The sequence below is a fragment of the Actinocrinis sp. genome (assembly GCF_035650855.1).
GTDB lineage: Bacteria > Actinomycetota > Actinomycetes > Streptomycetales > Catenulisporaceae > Actinocrinis.
Map to the genome: position 1 here is coordinate 1 of NZ_DASRGV010000038.1, position 17,445 is coordinate 17,445.

At 70.0% G+C, this 17,445-nt stretch carries 18 protein-coding genes; 8 read left to right on the plus strand and 10 right to left on the minus strand.

Features of this window, described 5'->3' with window-relative positions; all coding sequences use genetic code 11:
* Window positions 1-198: 198 nt before the first annotated feature.
* The 5 genes from VFB40_RS03245 to VFB40_RS03265 all read left to right on the plus strand — a co-directional run bounded on the left by VFB40_RS03245 (window position 199) and on the right by VFB40_RS03265 (window position 4,255).
* The gene (locus VFB40_RS03245) at window positions 199-1,395 is read left to right on the plus strand and encodes a phosphoglycerate kinase (protein ID WP_324847751.1); all 1,197 of its coding nucleotides are present in this window, start codon (window positions 199-201) and stop codon (window positions 1,393-1,395) included.
* 2 nt (window positions 1,396-1,397) lie between these two features.
* A complete protein-coding gene (gene tpiA / locus VFB40_RS03250; RefSeq protein WP_324847752.1) occupies window positions 1,398-2,189 on the plus strand; it encodes a triose-phosphate isomerase in 792 nt (263 codons plus the stop codon).
* A gap of 109 nt (window positions 2,190-2,298) precedes the next feature.
* Window positions 2,299-2,529, plus strand: coding sequence for a preprotein translocase subunit SecG (gene secG, locus VFB40_RS03255; RefSeq protein WP_324839583.1), 231 nt, complete (start codon window positions 2,299-2,301; stop codon window positions 2,527-2,529).
* Window positions 2,530-2,732: 203 nt separating this feature from the next.
* Window positions 2,733-3,068, plus strand: a complete 336-nt coding sequence (locus VFB40_RS03260) for an RNA polymerase-binding protein RbpA (RefSeq protein ID WP_324839584.1) — start codon at window positions 2,733-2,735, stop codon at window positions 3,066-3,068.
* Between the two features lie 44 nt (window positions 3,069-3,112).
* A complete protein-coding gene (locus VFB40_RS03265) occupies window positions 3,113-4,255 on the plus strand; it encodes a DUF2332 domain-containing protein (RefSeq protein WP_324847753.1) in 1,143 nt (380 codons plus the stop codon).
* Here the strand turns inward: VFB40_RS03265 and VFB40_RS03270 are convergent.
* The 7 genes from VFB40_RS03270 to tkt all read right to left on the minus strand — a co-directional run bounded on the left by VFB40_RS03270 (window position 4,252) and on the right by tkt (window position 12,757).
* Window positions 4,252-5,127 carry a DUF4129 domain-containing protein gene (locus VFB40_RS03270; protein ID WP_324847754.1) on the minus strand — a complete coding sequence of 292 codons (876 nt, stop codon included), beginning with the start codon at window positions 5,125-5,127 and terminating at the stop codon, window positions 4,252-4,254. The genes VFB40_RS03265 and VFB40_RS03270 overlap by 4 nt on opposite strands.
* Before the next feature lie 30 nt (window positions 5,128-5,157).
* Window positions 5,158-5,967, minus strand: a complete 810-nt coding sequence (locus tag VFB40_RS03275; protein ID WP_324847755.1) for a maleylpyruvate isomerase N-terminal domain-containing protein — start codon at window positions 5,965-5,967, stop codon at window positions 5,158-5,160.
* An 81-nt stretch (window positions 5,968-6,048) separates the two neighbouring features.
* The gene (gene pgl / locus VFB40_RS03280; protein ID WP_324847756.1) at window positions 6,049-6,849 is read right to left on the minus strand and encodes a 6-phosphogluconolactonase; all 801 of its coding nucleotides are present in this window, start codon (window positions 6,847-6,849) and stop codon (window positions 6,049-6,051) included.
* Window positions 6,846-7,859 (minus strand): glucose-6-phosphate dehydrogenase assembly protein OpcA, encoded by a 1,014-nt coding sequence (opcA, locus tag VFB40_RS03285; protein ID WP_324847757.1) that lies wholly within the window; start codon window positions 7,857-7,859, stop codon window positions 6,846-6,848. The genes pgl and opcA overlap by 4 nt, the downstream gene beginning before the upstream one ends.
* Window positions 7,856-9,403: a glucose-6-phosphate dehydrogenase gene (gene zwf / locus VFB40_RS03290; protein WP_349261323.1), complete on the minus strand. Its 1,548-nt coding sequence runs from the start codon at window positions 9,401-9,403 to the stop codon at window positions 7,856-7,858. Before zwf ends, opcA begins: the two co-directional genes overlap by 4 nt.
* A gap of 92 nt (window positions 9,404-9,495) precedes the next feature.
* Window positions 9,496-10,635 (minus strand): transaldolase, encoded by a 1,140-nt coding sequence (tal, locus tag VFB40_RS03295; protein WP_324847759.1) that lies wholly within the window; start codon window positions 10,633-10,635, stop codon window positions 9,496-9,498.
* A 22-nt stretch (window positions 10,636-10,657) separates the two neighbouring features.
* Window positions 10,658-12,757 carry a transketolase gene (tkt, locus tag VFB40_RS03300; protein WP_324847760.1) on the minus strand — a complete coding sequence of 700 codons (2,100 nt, stop codon included), beginning with the start codon at window positions 12,755-12,757 and terminating at the stop codon, window positions 10,658-10,660.
* Between the two features lie 519 nt (window positions 12,758-13,276).
* On the opposite strand from tkt, the gene VFB40_RS03305 reads away from it, so the two are divergent.
* Genes VFB40_RS03305 through VFB40_RS03315 form a run of 3 tightly spaced genes read left to right on the plus strand, consistent with a single transcriptional unit; the run spans window position 13,277 to window position 15,936 of the window.
* Window positions 13,277-14,275, plus strand: coding sequence for a heme o synthase (locus tag VFB40_RS03305; RefSeq protein ID WP_324847761.1), 999 nt, complete (start codon window positions 13,277-13,279; stop codon window positions 14,273-14,275).
* A gap of 11 nt (window positions 14,276-14,286) precedes the next feature.
* Complete coding sequence (manA, locus tag VFB40_RS03310) at window positions 14,287-15,489, plus strand: mannose-6-phosphate isomerase, class I (protein WP_324847762.1); 1,203 nt, start codon at window positions 14,287-14,289, stop codon at window positions 15,487-15,489.
* Between the two features lie 39 nt (window positions 15,490-15,528).
* A complete protein-coding gene (locus VFB40_RS03315) occupies window positions 15,529-15,936 on the plus strand; it encodes a DUF3224 domain-containing protein (protein ID WP_324847763.1) in 408 nt (135 codons plus the stop codon).
* 247 nt (window positions 15,937-16,183) lie between these two features.
* Here the strand turns inward: VFB40_RS03315 and VFB40_RS28740 are convergent, their stop codons facing one another.
* The 3 genes from VFB40_RS28740 to VFB40_RS03325 all read right to left on the minus strand — a co-directional run bounded on the left by VFB40_RS28740 (window position 16,184) and on the right by VFB40_RS03325 (window position 17,082).
* Window positions 16,184-16,363, minus strand: a complete 180-nt coding sequence (locus VFB40_RS28740) for a DUF6980 family protein (protein ID WP_414642019.1) — start codon at window positions 16,361-16,363, stop codon at window positions 16,184-16,186.
* Window positions 16,364-16,432: 69 nt separating this feature from the next.
* Window positions 16,433-16,732 (minus strand): type II toxin-antitoxin system RelB family anti-toxin, encoded by a 300-nt coding sequence (gene relB / locus VFB40_RS03320; protein WP_324847764.1) that lies wholly within the window; start codon window positions 16,730-16,732, stop codon window positions 16,433-16,435.
* The gene (locus VFB40_RS03325) at window positions 16,729-17,082 is read right to left on the minus strand and encodes a type II toxin-antitoxin system RelE/ParE family toxin (protein WP_324847765.1); all 354 of its coding nucleotides are present in this window, start codon (window positions 17,080-17,082) and stop codon (window positions 16,729-16,731) included. The genes relB and VFB40_RS03325 overlap by 4 nt, the downstream gene beginning before the upstream one ends.
* Window positions 17,083-17,445 lie beyond the last annotated feature (363 nt).

The following is a 17,445-nucleotide window of genomic DNA, read 5'->3' on the forward strand; positions in this document are numbered from 1 at the left end:
CTGGTACGACAACGAGTGGGGCTACTCGAACCGCCTGGTCGACCTGATCGGCCACGTCGGCGCGCAGCTGTAGTCGAGCCTCGGCCAGGGCCGTTGTGCCCGCATTCGGCGTGCGCCCCGGCCGAAGCAGTCATCGGACCCGCACGAGAGAATTGCTCGTGCGGGTCCTGGCATGCACGTCCCCACTCTGGAGTAGCGATGAAGACCATTGACGACCTCGAGGTCTCCGGCAAGCGGGTGCTGGTCCGCGCCGACCTCAACGTGCCGCTGGACGGCACGCGCATCACCGACGACGGCCGGATCCGCGCCTCGGTGCCCACGCTCAAGGCGCTGCTCGAGCGCGGCGCGAAGGTCATCGTGACCGCGCACCTCGGCCGGCCCAAGGGCGTGGACCCGGAGGCGGACAAGAAGTACTCCCTCGCCCCGGTCGCCGTGCGTCTCGGCGAGCTGCTCGGCAAGCCGGTCGCGTTCGCCACCGACACCGTCGGCGAGTCGGCCAAGGTCACCGTCGCCGCGCTGGGCGACGGCGAGATCGCGCTGCTGGAGAACGTCCGCTTCAACCCGGCGGAGACCAGCAAGGACGCCGTCGAGCGCGGCAAATTCGCCGACCAGCTCGCGCAGTTCGCCGACCTGTTCGTCTCCGACGGCTTCGGCGCGGTGCACCGCCGGCACGCCTCGGTCTACGACATCGCCGAGGACCTGCCCAGCGCCGCCGGCTACCTGATCAACGCGGAGCTGGCCGTGCTCAAGCGGCTGACCGAGGACGTGGAGCGCCCGTACGCGGTCGTGCTCGGTGGCTCGAAGGTCTCCGACAAGCTCGGCGTCATCGACAACCTGCTGGACAAGGCCGACCGGATCCTGATCGGCGGCGGCATGGTCTTCACCTTCCTCAAGGCCCAGGGCCACGAGGTCGGCACGTCGCTGCTCGAAGAGGACCAGCTGGAGACCGTCACCGGCTACCTGGAGCGGGCCAAGGACAACGGCGTGGAGATCGTGCTGCCGGTCGACATCGTCGCCGCCACCGCCTTCGCCGCGGACGCCGAGCACGAGGTCGTCGCGGCCGACGCGATCCCGGCCGACCGGATGGGCCTGGACATCGGCCCGGAGTCGGGCAAGCTGTTCGCCGCGAAGCTGGCCGGCACCAAGACGGTGTTCTGGAACGGCCCGATGGGCGTGTTCGAGATGGAGCCCTACGCCGGCGGCACCCGCGCGCTGGCCCAGGGCCTGATCGACTCCGGCGCCTTCACCGTGGTCGGCGGCGGCGACTCGGCCGCGGCCGTGCGCACCCTCGGCTTCGACGAGTCCGCGTTCGGCCACATCTCGACCGGCGGCGGCGCGTCGCTGGAGTACCTGGAGGGCAAGGCGTTGCCCGGAATCACCGTCCTGGAAGGCTGAGCATGGCCGACTCGCGCACCCCGCTGATGGCGGGCAACTGGAAGATGAACCTCAACCACTTCGAGGCCATCGCGCACGTCCAGAAGCTCGCCTTCTCCTTGACCGACAAGGACTACGCCGCGGTCGAGGTCGCGGTGCTCACCCCGTTCACCGACCTGCGCTCGGTGCAGACCCTGGTCGACGGCGACAAGCTGAAGATCAAGTACGGCGCGCAGGACGTCTCGCAGCACGCCTCGGGCGCGTACACCGGCGAGGTCTCCGCGGCCATGCTGGCCAAGCTCGGCTGCGCGTACGTCGTGGTCGGGCACTCCGAGCGGCGCCAGTACCACGCCGAGTCCGACGCGCTGGTAGCGGCCAAGGCCAAGGCGGCGCTCGGCAGCGGCGTGAGCCCGATCGTGTGCGTCGGCGAGGGGCTGGAGGTCCGCAAGGCGGGCGACCACGTCGGGTACACGCTGACCCAGCTCGACGGCTCGCTCGCGGGCCTTTCCGCGAAGCAGGTCGAGCAGTCCGTGATCGCGTACGAGCCGGTCTGGGCGATCGGCACCGGCGAGGTGGCCACCCCGGCCGACGCGCAGGAGGTCATCGGCGCGATCCGCGGCCGGCTCGAGGAAAGTTTCTCGGCGGAGACCGCGCAGAAGGTGCGCATCCTGTACGGGGGCTCGGTCAAGGGCTCGAACGCCGCGGGGATCATGGCCGAGGCGGACATCGACGGCGCGCTGATCGGCGGGGCCTCCCTGGACGCGGAGGACTTCGTGCGGATCGTGCGTTACCGGGATCAGGCCGTCAACTCCTGACCGAGGCGTACTGCCGGGGCGAAGCGACTGGTCTGCGAGGACGCAGGACAGGTAAGCTCGACCCCGGCCCCCGTCCCCGAGTCGCCGGTAGTAGAGAGAAGAACCGCACGTGGTCATCGCGCTTGAGGTCATCCTCGCAGTCACCAGCCTGCTGCTGATCGTCTTCGTGCTGCTGCACAAGGGCAAGGGCGGCGGCCTTTCCGACATGTTCGGCGGCGGCTTCACCTCGCAGCACGGCGGTTCCTCGGTGGTGGAGAAGAACCTGGACCGGATCACCATCGTGCTCGCGGTGATCTGGATCGCCGCGATCATCGCGCTCGGCATCAACTACAAGCCGTAGCCGCGGGACCAGCCGGAACGCAGCACGTTGACGCGCCGTCATCCTCCTCGAAAGGGATGACGGCGCGTTATATTGTCTGACATATCCAGATCCCCTTCGGCTGGAACCGGGACGAGCGCCGTACACGTCTCCGTTTTCGCTCGTACACTGGTGCATCGCGCACCGTACGGGGGCGAGGATCGATCCTGTCAGGGAGAGCAACAGTGGCTAGTGGCAACGCGATTCGCGGAAGTCGGGTCGGCGCCGGACCCATGGGGGAAGCCGAGCGCGGCGAGACGGCCCCCCGGATCTGGATAAGCTTCTACTGCTGCAACGGTCACGAGACCAAGCCGAGCTTCGCCTCCGAGGCGCAGATCCCGGACACCTGGGACTGCCCGCGCTGCGGCTTCCCGGCCGGTCCGGACCAGGACAACCCGCCGGCCCCGCCGCGCACCGAGCCGTACAAGACGCACCTCGCGTACGTGCGCGAGCGGCGCTCGGACGAGGACGGCGAGGCGATCCTGGCCGAGGCGCTGGCCAAGCTGCGCGGAGAGGCCTGAGCAGTACCATCGGGCTCGCGCGGTGCATTGGCTAAGATCGGCCCGTGTCTGAGGCCCTGCGCAACTTCCAGCTGTTCCTGGTCGAAGAGGCGGCCAAATCCTCGCCGCTGTACACCGCGCTGACCACGCTGGTCTCACGGGACCTCGAGGACGGCGGCCCGATCGGCGGCGTGCTGACCGCGGCGCCGGAGCGGCAGCGGATCCCCAACCTGCTCTTCGCGGCCGTACACCGCGCGCTGTTCGACGAACCCGACAGCGAACTTGCCGCGTACTACCCGTCGCTGGGCGGCACTCGGCCCCCGGACGCCGCGCTGGCGCAGACCTTCACCCGCTTCGTGCTTGAGCACCGCCAGCGGATCGAACACGTGCTGGCCACCGGCGAGACCCAAACCAACGAGGCATTGCGGGCGGCGCAGCTTTTTCCGGCTTTCGGCTGGGCGCAGGCGTGCACGCGGCGCCCTCTCGGCCTCATCGAGGTCGGCGCCAGTGCCGGATTGCTCCTGCACGCCGACCGATACGCGTACGTATACGAGTTCGAAGACGGCAGCGAGCTGACGGCGGGGGAGGGGAGCGCGGACGGCGTTCCGGCCCTGCACACCGCAGTACGCGGACCCGCCGACGCGGCGGCCAAGGCGCTGGCTCCGTTCGTCACCAAGAACCTGCGTATCGCGTCGCGGGTCGGCTTGGACATCAACCCGCTCGATCCGGCCGACCCGGACGCCCGCGCCTGGCTCGACGCGTTGATCTGGCCGGAACACGTCGAACGCCGCGAACGCCTGCGCGGGGCGCTGGCCCATGCCGCCCGCCGCCCGGTCCGGCTGCGCAAGGGCGACGCGCTGCGCACCCTGCCCGACGCGGTGGACGGCGTCGCGGACAACGCGATCCCGTGCGTCTTCACCTCGAACTCGCTGGGCCACTGGACCCGCGAGGGCCGCGCCGGCTTCGTCGAGCTGATCCGGCGGCTCGGCGCGCAGCGCGATCTGGTCTGCATCGTGAAGGACGCGTACCACGTGGGGCTCGGCCTGTTCACCGGCAAGCCCGACGAGCCGGCCGACGGCGCGCCCGGCTCCCACTACGAGGTGCTCGGCGCGGCCGTCTTCCTCGGCGGCCGGGAACAGCTCTTCCGGCTCGGCTCCTGCGAACTGCACGGCGTCGGCCTGACCTGGTCCCCGAAGCCGGTCGGCTAAGCCTGCGCGGGTATCCGCTCGGCCACGGCGGCCGCCACCGCGTCCAATGCGACGCGTGCCTCGTCCAACTGCTGGGCCGTCATCGGGTGGGTGGAGAAGCGGGCCTCGCGAAACAGCTCGGTCAGCGTCGCGGCGTGCCGCGCTTCGCCGCCGGGGCGATCGGGGCTTGTCACGCGCCGCAGCAGATCCGACGGGCTGTCGGAGCGCTCGCGGATGATCCCGACCTGCTCGAACGAGGCCTCCATCGCGGCGTAGCAGGCGATGATCGCGGCGCGTGCGTCGGCCCCGGTCAGTGCCGATCGCCCGGCGAGCAGCGCGGCGGCAAGCGCCTCGTCCTCGGCTGCTGACCCTCCGGTCGTCGGCGTGGACGCGGTCGGCGATGCGACCAGCATCCTGCGCAGCAGGCGGACAATCGCGGCGAGCAGCCCCATCAGCACCAGCGCGCCGATCACGACCGCCAGCGCGACCAGGAATGCGCGCAGATCGAACGAGAAGTGCCCTCGGCCCGGCGGTTGCGGCGGCGGCAGCGCGGCACGCGGCGGTGCGACTTCACGGCGCGCGGTGCCCGGCCGGCGCAGCAGCAGCAACGCGGCGGGCACAAGCACGGCGCTGGCGGACAGCACCACGCTCGTAGCTCGGCGCAGTCGCTCCTGTGCAGAGCTGGCCGGCGGGGTCGTTCGCTTGTGATCGTGGTACTTGGCGGCGGCGCCGATGGCGGCGAACGCATAAAGCAGCGCCAGACCGATGGTGTCGGCAGTGGGCAGACCGGCGTCACGCAGCCTGGCGCCGGCGGCGGCGCGTACACCAACGGCGGCGACGCCCAGGGCCAGGGTCGCGGTGATCGCGAGCAGCCCGCGAAAGCGGCGTGTCACGCGTCGATCTCCCTGTGGCGCCACTGCGGATTACTGGGTCAGCGCGACCTTGATGCCCTGGAACTGTGCGAGCAGCAGCGGATCGCCGGAGACCGAGGCCTGCGGTCCGTTCGCTGAGCGATTCCACAGCCAGCGCAATACGGCTTCGGGCGAGCCGGAGATTGCCAGCGCGAAGTCGGCGGGGTCGGCGGCTTCGCCACCTTCGAAGTCGGCGGCCGTCATCCCGGTCGGGTGCGCGGACACGGTCCAGGAGGGTCCGGTGTCCGTGTGCACGAGAATCGGCCGCTCGTCCGGGGCGGTGAGCAGATCGCCGATCTCGTCGGCCCAGGCGATGCTGCCGTAGCCGAGGAACAGCTTCAGATGTTCGTCGATCCCGTCGAGCGCCAGGTCGTCGGGCACCGGCGCGACCGCGGCTCCGGCGGCGAGTTCGGCATCGATCCGGTGGATGACAGTCTCCTGCGCCATGCGCCGGATCCAGAATCCGACGGTCTGATCCGGCTCGTGCCAGGTCGCCGCGTGGTCCCCGGGGGAGTGCACGGAGAACTCGTGCTCGAGGTCGGCGAAGTTCTCGTCGAGCGCGGCGACCGGGTCCGCCGGGATCTCCCGCGGCCATTCGTCCGGGAATGCTCCGAGCCTGATGCACTCGGCCTTGTGCAGGTACACCTTGGCCACGTGTTCAGCGAGGTCTGCGACAGTCCAGGCGGGACAGCTGGGTACCTGCGCCTTCGAGTCGCTTCGTTCGACCGCCGCGCGCAGCAGCCGGAAGTCCTCGCGCAGACACTCGTGCAGCCGTGGAAAGTCCATGGCCACATCGAAGCAGACGAGGCCCACAGTGAGCACCGGGATATTGCGGCGAGGCGCCGCTCCCGACCGAGTCGGGCACGCGGCGCCCCGTGCTCATCGCTTGCCTGCTGCGGACTATTACGGCGAGGCGAGCCGGTTCAGCCCCGGCGGCAGATCGGCCGCACAGGCCCGGTCGATCAGCCACAGGGTCCTGACATTGCCGCGGGCGCCGGCCGCGGGCACCTGCACCCGGCCACCGCCGGACAGCGCCATGTGCGCGGCCGCCGCCTTCTCGCCGCCCGCCGCCACGATCCACGCCTCGCGGGCGCTGCGGATCGTGCGGAAGGTGAACGAGAGCCGGTCCGGCGGGGGCTTCGGCGAGTTGTGCACCGGGATGACCGAGGGCTCCTCCTCGTACACGCCGGGGTGCTCCGGGAACAGCGAGGCGACATGGCCGTCCGGGCCCATGCCGAACAGCTCGACATCGAACTCGGGCACATCGCTGTCTGGCGCGGCGTACCGGGCCAGCTCGGCCGCGTACCGCTCGGCTGCGGCTTCCGCGTCGTTGCCGTCTGGTCCGTCGGTGGACGGCATCGCGTGCACGAACGCCGGGTCGAGGTCCAGCTTGTCCAGCAGGGCCTCACGCGCCTGGGTGACGTTACGCTCCGGGTCGCCCTCCGGCAGGAAGCGCTCGTCGCTCCACCACAGGTGCACCCGCTTCCAGTCCACCGCGACGCGCGCGGGCAGCTCGGCGACCGCGGCCAGTGAGCCGATGCCGACCGAGCCGCCGGTCAGCGCCAGGTGCGCCTCGTCCCTGGCCGCCAGCACGTCCACCAGCTTCGTCACCAGCCGCGCCGCCACGGCCTGCGCCAGAACCTGCGCATCCCGGTGGACGATGAGCTCGGGCGTCGCTCCGGCGCGGCCGTCTTCGGCAGTCAAGACGACTCCTCGACGGCGTCCACCTGCACCGGCTTGGGCTCGCCGAGCCTGGCCGCCTCCTTCGCCGCCTTCTCCACGGTCGGCCCGGCGACCTTCAGCGGCTCGGTGAACGGCACGTCGATGTCCTGGAGCAGCTTCGCGTAGACGTCGTCCGGGTCGAGGCGGCGCAGCTCCTCGGCGATCAGCTCGGCGGTCTCCCGGCGCTTGAGCGCGACCGGGCGGTCCGGCTGGCCGGGCACCGAGAGGGTGGCCAGTTCGCCGTCCGGGCGGGTCAGCGCGATCGGGCCGTCCGGGGTCATCAGCTCCACCCCGGTGATGCCCGGGCCCTCGTCCGCGGTCCGGCTGACCGGGACGCCGAGCCGCTGGCGCAGCCACACCGCGAGCACGCGCGCCGAGGGGTTGCCCTCCTCGCCGGAGACCGCCGCTCCGGTGATCTTGCGCGGGAACTGGTCCAGCGCGGCCGCGAGCATCGAGCGCCACGGGGTGATCCGGGTCCAGGCCAGGTCCGTGTCGCCGGGGGTGTACCCGGCGGCGCGGGCGCGCAGCTTGGACATCGGCTTGTGGTACTCGGCGGCGTCGGTGATGCGGCGCTGCGCGAACCGGCCGAGCGGGTCGTTCTTGGGCACGTCCGGGCCCTCGTCGGGCCACCAGGTCACCACCGGCACGTCCGGCAGCAGCAGCGGCATCACGACCGCGTCCGCGTGCGCGGAAAGCTCGCCGTAGAGCCGCAGCACGATGACTTCACCGGGTCCGGTGTCGTCGCCGACCCGCACCTCCGCGTCGAGCCGCGTGCGCGCGACCTCCGGCCTGGCCACCGCGACGATGATGCGCGCCGGGTGCTCGCGCGAGGCCGCGCTGGCCGCCTTCATCGCGTCGTAGTGGTGCCGCTCCTCGGTGGAGATGATGAGCGTCAGCACCGCGCCGGTGGTCGGCGAACCGGCCCGGCGGCGCGCCTGCACCAGCGTCGCGCCGATCTTGCTCGCGCTGGTGTCGGTAAGGTCGATGATCATGGCCTTCTCCAGGAGCGTCCGTCGCGGGCCAGCATCTCGTCGGCCTCGGCCGGGCCCCAGGTGCCGGCCTCGTACTGGGCCGGCTTGCCGTTCTTCGCCCAGAAGTCCTCGATCGGGTCGAGGATCTCCCAGCCGAGCTCGACCTCCTCCAGCCGCGGGAACAGCGGCGGGTCGCCGAGCAGCACGTCGAGGATCAGCCGCTCATACGCCTCGGGGGAGGACTCGGTGAACGCCTCGCCGTACTGGAAGTCCATCGACACGTCGCGCACCTCCATCGAGGTGCCCGGGACCTTCGAGCCGAACCGCACCGTCACGCCCTCGTCCGGCTGCACCCGGATGACCAGCGCGTTCTGCCCCAGCTCCTCGGTCATCGTGGCCGTGAACGGAAGGTGCGGCGCCCGCTGGAAGACCACCGCGATCTCGGTGACCCGGCGGCCGAGCCGCTTGCCGGTGCGCAGGTAGAACGGCACGCCGGCCCAGCGCCTGGTGTCGATCTCCAGCTTGATCGCGGCGTAGGTGTCGGTGATCGAGTCCTTGGCGATGCCGTCCTCGTCGAGGAAGCCGATCACCTTCTCGCCGCCCTGCCAGCCGCGCGAGTACTGCCCCCGCACGGTGTGCTGGCTGAGATCCTCCGGAAGCTGCACGGCGGAGAGCACCTTGACCTTCTCCGCGAAGATCGCGTCCGCGTCGAAGGAGGTGGGCTCCTCCATCGCGGTCAGCGCCATCAGCTGCAGCAGGTGGTTCTGGATCACGTCGCGGGCCGCGCCGATGCCGTCGTAGTAGCCCGCGCGCCCGCCGATGCCGATGTCCTCGGCCATGGTGATCTGCACGTGGTCGACGTAGTTGCGGTTCCAGATCGGCTCGAACATCTCGTTGGCGAAGCGCAGCGCCAGGATGTTCTGCACCGTCTCCTTGCCCAGGTAGTGGTCGATGCGGAAGACCGACTTGGGCGGGAAGACGTCGTTGACTACCTTGTTCAGCTCCTTGGCGCTGGCCAGGTCGTGCCCGAACGGCTTCTCGATGATGACCCGGCGCCAGGTGTTCTCGCCGCCGTCGGCCAGGCCGGACTCCTTGAGCTGGCGCACCACGCCCGGGAAGAACTTCGGCGGCACCGACAGGTAGAACGCGTGGTTGCCGTTCGTCCCGCGCAGCCGGTCGAGCTCCTCGATGGTCTCCTTCAGCTTCTCGAAGGCGGCCTGGTCGCCGAACTCGCCTGGCACGAACCGGAAGCCCTCGGCCAGCTGCTTCCACACCTCGTCGCGAAACGGGGTGCGCGCGTGTTCCTTGACCGCGTCGTAGACCACCTGCGCGAAGTCCTGGTTCTCCCAGTCCCGGCGGGCGAAGCCGACCAGGGCGAAGCCCGGGGGCAGCAGGCCGCGGTTGGCCAGGTCGTAGATGGCCGGCATCAGCTTCTTGCGGGACAGGTCGCCGGTGACGCCGAAGATCACCAGGCCGCAGGGCCCGGCGATGCGCGGCAGCCGCCGGTCCTGGGCGTCGCGCAGCGGATTGGCCCAGTCGGTCCCGGCGTGCTCCTGCGCGTTCATCTGCCGGTGCGCGATCGACTCGCCGAACCCGCCCTTGTGGGAGGTGGCGGCGGCGGCCGCCCCGGGGGCGGCCGCGCTGGGAGACTGCGTGCTCACGCGGCCTTCTCTCCCTGGTCCACCGCTGAGGAAGCCTCCTTCTCGAGCTCGGCGCGCACGGCGTCGAGCAGCTCCTTCCAGGAGACCTCGAACTTGTCCACGCCCTCGTCCTCGAGCACCTGGACCACGTCGTCGTACGAGACGCCCAACGACTCAAGGTCGGCGATCACCTTGCGCGCGTCCTCGTAGGTGCCGTGCACCGAGTCGCCGCTCGGCTCGCCGTGGTCGGCCTCGGCGTCGAGGGTGGCTTCCGGCATGGTGTTCACGACGCCGGAGACGATCAGCTCGTCGACGTACATCGTGTCCTTGTAGGCCGGGTCCTTCACGCCGGTGGAGGCCCACAGCGGCCGCTGCGGCTTGGCGCCCTTGGCAGCCAGCGCCTTCCAGCGGTCGGAGGAGAAGACCTCCTCGTACGCCTCGTAGGCCAGGCGGGCGTTCGCGACGGCCGCCTTGCCCAGCAGCGCGGTGGCCTCCGGCGAGCCGATCTTCTTCAGCCGCTTGTCCACCTCGGTGTCCACCCGGGACACGAAGAACGAGGCGACCGAGGCGATCTTGGACAGGTCGTGGCCGTTGGCGTAGGCCTGCTCCATGCCGTCGAGGTAGGCCTCCATGACGGCCTTGTACCGCTGCAGCGAGAAGATCAGCGTCACGTTGACGCTGATGCCCTCCGCGAGGGTCGCCGTGATCGCGGGCAGACCCGCCATCGTCGCCGGGATCTTGATGAATACGTTCTCCCGGTCCACCAGCCACCACAGCTGCTTGGCCTCGGCGACGGTCGGCGGGGTCTTGTGCGCGAGCCGCGGGTCCACCTCGATCGAGACCCGGCCGTCCTGGCCCTCGGAGGCGTCGTAGGCCGGCCGCAGGATGTCGGCGGCGTTGCGCACGTCCCGGGTGGTGATCATCCGGATCGCTTCCTCGACGGTCACCTCGCGCACCGCCAGCTCGCGGATCTGCGGGTTGTACACCGCCGAGCCGCTGATCGCCTTCTGGAAGATCGTGGGGTTCGTCGTGACGCCCACCACGTTCTTCTCGGTGATCAGGGACGCCAGGTTGCCGGATTCGATGCGTTCCCGGCTCAGGTCGTCGAGCCAGATCGCGACTCCGGCGCCGGACAGTTTCTCAAGACGCTCACTCATGAATTCTCATCTCCCCTAAGACTCAAGCACCAACCGCGGCGAGCGATTCCCTGGCGGCCGCCTCGACGGCCTCGGCGGTGAAGCCGAACTCGCGCATCAGCGTCGCGAAGTCGGCCGAGGCGCCGTAGTGCTCCAGCGAGACGATCCGGCCGGCGTCCCCGACGAACCGGTACCAGGGCTGCGCGACGCCGACTTCCACGGCGACGCGTGCCTTGACCGACTTCGGCAGCACCGACTCCTGGTAACCCGCATCCTGCGCGTCGAACCATTCCACGCACGGCATCGAGACCACGCGGGTCGGCACGCCGGATTGCTCCAGCTTCTCCCGCGCCGCCACCGCGAGCTGCACCTCGGAGCCGGTGGCGATGAGGATGAGCTGCGGTGCGCCGCCACTGGCTTCCGCCAACACGTACCCGCCGCGCTTGACGCCCTCGTGAACGGAGAGCGACGCGCCGAGGGCCTCGCGGTCGAACACCGGCAGGTTCTGCCGGCTCAGCGCCAGGCCGACCGGCCCGTCCTGCTCCAGGGTCGCCTTCCAGGCCGCGACCGTCTCGTTCGCGTCGGCCGGGCGCACGAAGTTGAAGCCGGGGATCGCGCGCAGCGCCGCGTAGTGCTCGACCGGCTGGTGGGTGGGGCCGTCCTCGCCGAGGCCCACCGAGTCGTGCGTCCACACGTACGTCACCGGCAGGTGGATGAGCGAGGCGAGGCGCACCGCCGGGCGCATGTAGTCGGAGAACACCAGGAAGGTGCCGCCGAACACGCGGGTGTTGCCGTGCAGGGCGATGCCGTTGAGGATCGAGCCCATCGCGTGCTCGCGGATGCCGAAGTGCAGGATCCGCCCGTACGGCGAGGAGCCGCCGAACTCGTTGTCCTCCTCGTAATAGGGGAGGAAGGACAGGCCGCCCTTGATGGTGGTGTTGTTCGACTCGGCCAGGTCCGCCGAACCGCCCCAGAACTCGGGCAGCTGCTCCGCGATCGCCTGGATTGCCGCCTCGGAGGCCTTACGCGTCGCGATGTCCTTGCCGGCCGGGAACTCCGGCAGCTTGGCGTCCCAGCCCGAGGGCAGCTCGCGCCGGGCGATACGGTCGAACTCGGCCGCACGCTGCGGGTTGGCCGAGCGCCAGGCCTCGTAACCCTCGCTCCAGTTCGCTCGCGCCGCCTTGCCGCGCTCGCCGACCTTGCGCGCGTGCGCCAGGACCTCGTCGGCGACCTCGAAGTGCTGCTGCGGGTCGAAGCCGAGGATCTCCTTGGTGGCGGCGACCTCGGGCTCGCCGAGCGCCGAGCCGTGCGCCTTGCCGGTGTTCTGCAGCTTCGGCGCCGGCCAGGCGATGATCGTGCGCAGCCGGATGATCGACGGGCGGTCGGTCTCCGCCTCGGCGGCCAGGATCGCCTTGTGCAGCGCCTCGACGTCCTCGACGTAGCCGTCCGCCGTGGTGAATTCGACCGATTGGGTGTGCCAGCCGTAGGCCTCGTAGCGCTTGAGCACGTCCTCGGTGAACGCGACCTTGGTGTCGCCCTCGATCGAGATGTGGTTGTCGTCGTAGATGACCACCAGGTTGCCGAGCTTCTGCGTGCCCGCGATCGACGACGCCTCGCCGGTCACGCCCTCTTCCAGGTCGCCGTCCGACGCGAACGCGTAAATGCGGTGGTCAAACGGCGACTCCCCGGGAGCGGCGTCCGGGTCGAACAGCCCGCGCTCGTAGCGTGCGGCCATCGCCATGCCGATCGCGTTGGCCAGGCCCTGGCCGAGCGGACCGGTGGTGGTCTCGACGCCGACGGTGTGCCCGTGCTCCGGGTGGCCCGGGGTCAGGGAGCCCCAGGTGCGGAAGGACTTCAGGTCGTCGAGGGTGAGCCCGTAGCCCGAGAGGTACAGCTGGATGTACAGCGTCAGGCTGGAGTGGCCGGGGGAGAGGACGAACCGGTCTCGGCCGACCCACTGGGCGTCGGCCGGGTCGTGGCGCAGGTGCTTCTGGAAGAGCAGGGTGGCCGCCGGGGCCAGCGACATCGCGGTGCCGGGGTGGCCGTTGCCGACTTTCTGCACCGCGTCCATGGCCAGAACCCGGACCGTGTCCACGGTCCGCCGGTCCAGCTCGGTCCACTCGAAGGGGGTGGGCGTGCTCACAGTAACGCGCGCGTCCTTTCCTGGTGAAAGCGTCAGCGCGTCGGGGCGGACGGCGACGCTGCCAACCAGGGCTGTGCGTGGAGTGCGGATACAGCCTGGCCCCGCGCGGCGATGCATTTATGTGTCTTCATAAGTATCCGGGACTTTAGGCGGCTGTAGGCTTCCCGCCGCTCGGCGCGGGGCGCCTCCCGTCGTGAACCCTGCGCCGCCGTCCCGGCTACGTGCGAAGAGGGCATTGATTCTGTTATCTCGAGGGTCACCCTACCCCTCCGCGCACCGGCGACCCGTGCGACGGGGCCGACCGGGCCAGCGCGGCCGTGGCAGGCGACAACACTCTTCCAATTCCCCCGGTTCTAAGGCGTCCCGGAGCGCACTTTGTTAAGGGATCCGCACAGGACACGAGCCCGGCACTCGCCTGGTTCGGCGAATCCCGGCGACCCGCTGCCGGACGCCGGGCGGCGGGGGTCTAGAGTTTCGTCGAATCCAGTTGTACGAGTCAGCAGCAATTGAGGCCCGCCTGTGACAGCCGTCGAGTCCCACCCGGTGTTGACCGCGGTGCCCGTCGCCGCGCCCGCTCCGGACGCCGACGTCGTCATTGAGCCCGCCGCTGACGGCTCGTCAACCAAGGCCACCTGGCGCGAAACCCTCAGCGCCTACGTCGCGCTGACCAAGCCGCGGATCATCGAGCTGCTGATCGTCACCACGATTCCGGTGATGTTCCTGGCCGCGCACGGCGTGCCGTCGCTGTGGCGGGTGCTCGCGGTGACCGTCGGCGGGTACCTGTCGGCGGGCAGCGCCAACGCGCTGAACTGCTGGGTGGACCGCGACATCGACGCGGAGATGCGCCGCACCCGTCGCCGCCCCCTGCCGCGCCACCGCGTGACCGCGCAGCAGACCGTCGTGTTCGGCCTGGCCCTCGGCGTGATCTCGACGCTCTGGTTCGGCCTCCTGGTCAACTGGCTCTCCAGCGGGCTTGCGCTGGCCGCGAACGTCTTCTACGTCGTCGGCTACTCGATGATCCTCAAGCGGCGCACCACGCAGAACATCGTGTGGGGCGGCGCGGCCGGCTGCTTCCCGACGCTGATCGGCTGGACCGCGGTGACCAACCACCTGGCCTGGCCGCCGGTGGTGCTGTTCCTGGTGGTCTTCCTGTGGACGCCGCCGCACTTCTGGGCGCTGGCCATGCGCTACCGCGAGGACTACGCGGCCGCCAAGGTGCCGATGCTGCCGGTGGTCGCCACCGAGCGGCACGTCTCCTGGCAGATCGTGCTCTACACGTGGGCCACGGTCGGCTGCTCGCTCGCGCTCTGGCCGATCGCGCACACCGGGCTGGTCTACGCGCTCGGCGCGATCCTGCTCGGCGCGGTGTTCCTGGCCGAGGCGCACCGGCTGCACTGGTCGGCCCGCAAGGGGGTCACCGGCACCGCGCTGCGCCCGATGCGGCTGTTCCACTTCTCGAACACCTACCTCGCGCTGTTGTTCGTCTGCGCGGCGATCGACCCGCTGATCCACCACTAGTCGGCACCGCCGTGGACCTGCTGCGCAACACCGTCCAGCCGTACGCGTGGGGTTCGCCGACCGCGATCCCGCAACTGCTCGGCGTCGACAATCCCGAGGGCACTGCGCAGGCCGAGCTGTGGATGGGCGCGCACCCGACCGCGCCCTCGAAGCTGACCCGTGCCGCCCGCGAGATTTCCCTCGATCAAGTCATCGCCGCCGCCCCCGAGCTCGAACTCGGCGAAGCGACCGCCGAACGCTTCAACGGACGGCTGCCGTTCCTGCTCAAGGTCCTCGCCGCGCGCAAGGCCCTCTCGATCCAGCTGCATCCGGACCGCGCGCAGGCCGAGGCGGGATTCGCCGCCGAGGAGGCCCGGGGCGTGCCGCGTGACGCGCGCGAGCGGGTGTACGTGGACGACTGGCCCAAGCCCGAAGTCCTCTGCGCGCTGACACCCTTCGAAGTCCTGGCCGGCCTGCGCCCCGCCGCCCAGGCCGCCGCGATCCTTTCCCGGCTCGGCGTCGGCGCACTCGAAACCGTCGCCGCCGAGCTTCGCGCGAACCCGAAGCCCGCCACCGTCGCACGCGCCCTCGCCACCCTGCTCTCCTGGCCGACTGCCGAACGCGCGGCGCTGGTCAGCGAGGTGGTCGCGGCGGCAGCACGCCTGGCCGCCGAGCCCTCCGAGTTCCAAGCCGCATACGACGCAGTCGGCCGGGTGGCACAGGACCACCCCGGCGACATCGGCCTGGTGTGCTCCCTGCTGATGAATCACGCGATCGTGGAGCCAGGGCAGGCGCTGTTCATGGGCGCCGGGGGCGTGCACGCGTACATCCAGGGCACCGGCATCGAGCTGATGGCGAACTCAGACAACGTCATCCGGGCCGGCCTCACGCCGAAGCACATCGACGTTCCCGAGCTGGTGCGGGTGCTCGACCCCGAGGTCGCGGTGCCGATCCTGACCGCGCGTCAGGTCGCACCGGGCATCGAGGAGTTCGAGACGCCGGTGCCCGAGTTCCGGCTGCGGCGCCTGACCGTCGACTCGGCGTCCTCGCCGCTCACCGTCCCCGGAGACGGACTGCCGCGCATCCTGCTGTGCGTCGAGGGCGCGGCGATGGCCGCGAGCGGTGACCAGACGCTCGAACTGGGCCGCGGCCAGTCGTGCTACCTGTCCGCAGCAGACGTGCTGGTGACGCTCACCGGCGACGCGGTGCTCTTCCTCGCCTCGCCAGGCGAGTAACACCCGCCTTACCTGCCGCCGCCACGCTACGATCGCGCGGTGAGAGCTTCCGCAACCTTCACCGTCGCCAGCTTCGTCCCGGCCCCGGTAGCGCCCGACCCGGACTTCAAGACGGCGGTCGACGTCGGCGTCGCGACCATGTTGAAGCACTACGAAGGCGAGATCGAGGGTCGCTCCGCCACTGTCTTCGTCTCCGCGTACGACCAGAACGCAGGCGTCGGGACGTACGTCGCGATGGAGTCGTTCGAGGGTTCGGTCGCGGGGCGCTCCGGGGCGTTCAACTTCGCGCACTCCGCGACGACGCACGGCGAGGACCGGGACGCCGAGTACTTCGTGATTGTCCCGTCCAGCGGGACAGGCGAGCTGGAGGGCATCTCCGGCACGGGCGGCCTGTCCATCGACGGGGACGGCACGCACCACTTCTGGCTGGACTACGAGCTCGGCTAACCTGGGGCGCCGATCGTCGGTGCGCCGGTTGTCCCATGCAACTGGACAACTGCGGTGCCGTCCTGTTCAACGGAACAGCCGCGCGGTGGCCGCGCGCTCCGCTGCTCCAGCTCTCCCGTGAGTGCCTGCTGTTCTCTCCTCAGCTACTTCCGTACGGACACGCGGTGTCCGCGCACCGGCGCTCGGCATGGGCCGGACCGCACTCGACGATGCGATTGAGCCGTGGAACTCTCGTCCTGGTTTCATCTCACGGGCGAAGCCAGCGGCCGTCCTGGTACTGGTCGGGGATGCGATCTGTCCAGGGATCGATTCCGCGGCTCTCCAACTCTTCGAACCACCGCTCGCGTTGGGACTTCGGCAGTCGCTCGCCGCACCACGGGCAGAAGTCGATCAGGATGACTGAAGCGCCACCATCGTGAACGATGATCCCGTACTCCTGGAACCTGGCACTGAAATCAACGACGACGTCGGGACAGGCGAGTGGAGCGGCCGAGAGTCACGCCGCGCTCGTGCGTGGCGTGATCGTGACGGCAAGGTTCGCGTCAAGCGCGGAGGCGAGGCGCTCAAGCACGGGAATCGTCGGAACCGTACCGCCAGCCTCGAACCGTGCCACTGCGGACTGGGTCATCCCGGCTCGACTCGCGAGTTCGGACTGGCTCCAGCCGGCCTGCTCTCGCAACAGTCGGACGGTGCGGCCGAGTTCGAACGCGAGTCTTGCTGCCTCGTACGCCTCGGGCGCGCCGCTCTCCGCCATCCGGCGAGCACGCAGTTCAGCCCAATCAGCGCGATCACTCATGCCTCAACCTCCTCGTCGGCCTTGTGCGCCTCAGCGATGCATCGAGTCATTGCCCATCTCGCGCGCTGGACTTCCCGACTCTCCCGCATGCGCGTCTTCTTGAACACCGTGAGCAGGATTATTCGTCGGCCGGGTGCGATCCAGTACGTGATGCGTGTCGCCTCACTGTCCAGGTAGAGGCGCAGCTCGCGCAGTTTGCCGTCAAGCTGCCGCGTGTATGGCTCGCCTAGCAGCGAGCCATACTCCGCGAGCAGGTCCACGTAGAACGTCACGCGAGCGAATTGCTCAGTAGTAAGCGTCTCCAACCACAGCCCGACCTCTTCCTCTAGCTCTACGGTACCCCAAGCCATAGCATCGATGCTATGGATGCTCTGTGAACCGTCGTGCTCGGCGCGCCGGACTTTCACTCGATCTTGTGACACCGTGTCAGCGAGGGCGCGGAGCGTCTGGCGTTGGTAGGCCGGTAGCCGTAGGCGTATTAGGCCAGCCGCAGGCGTCCCGGCGGAGCGAAGCGGAGCCGGTGAGGCAGCGCAGCGTTCAGCGCGAAGCGCGTGCGCGGCAGCGCCCCGGTTCGCGTAGCGGCCGAGCGCCAGCGAGGACACGGAGCAGGGTGGGCGGGTGGGTGCATTTCAGCGCGTGGAGCAGCCGAGCGAAGCCAGGCGGCGGAGCGCGCGTCTACTGGACGGTTGTGTCGTTGAGCGCGACGGCTGAGT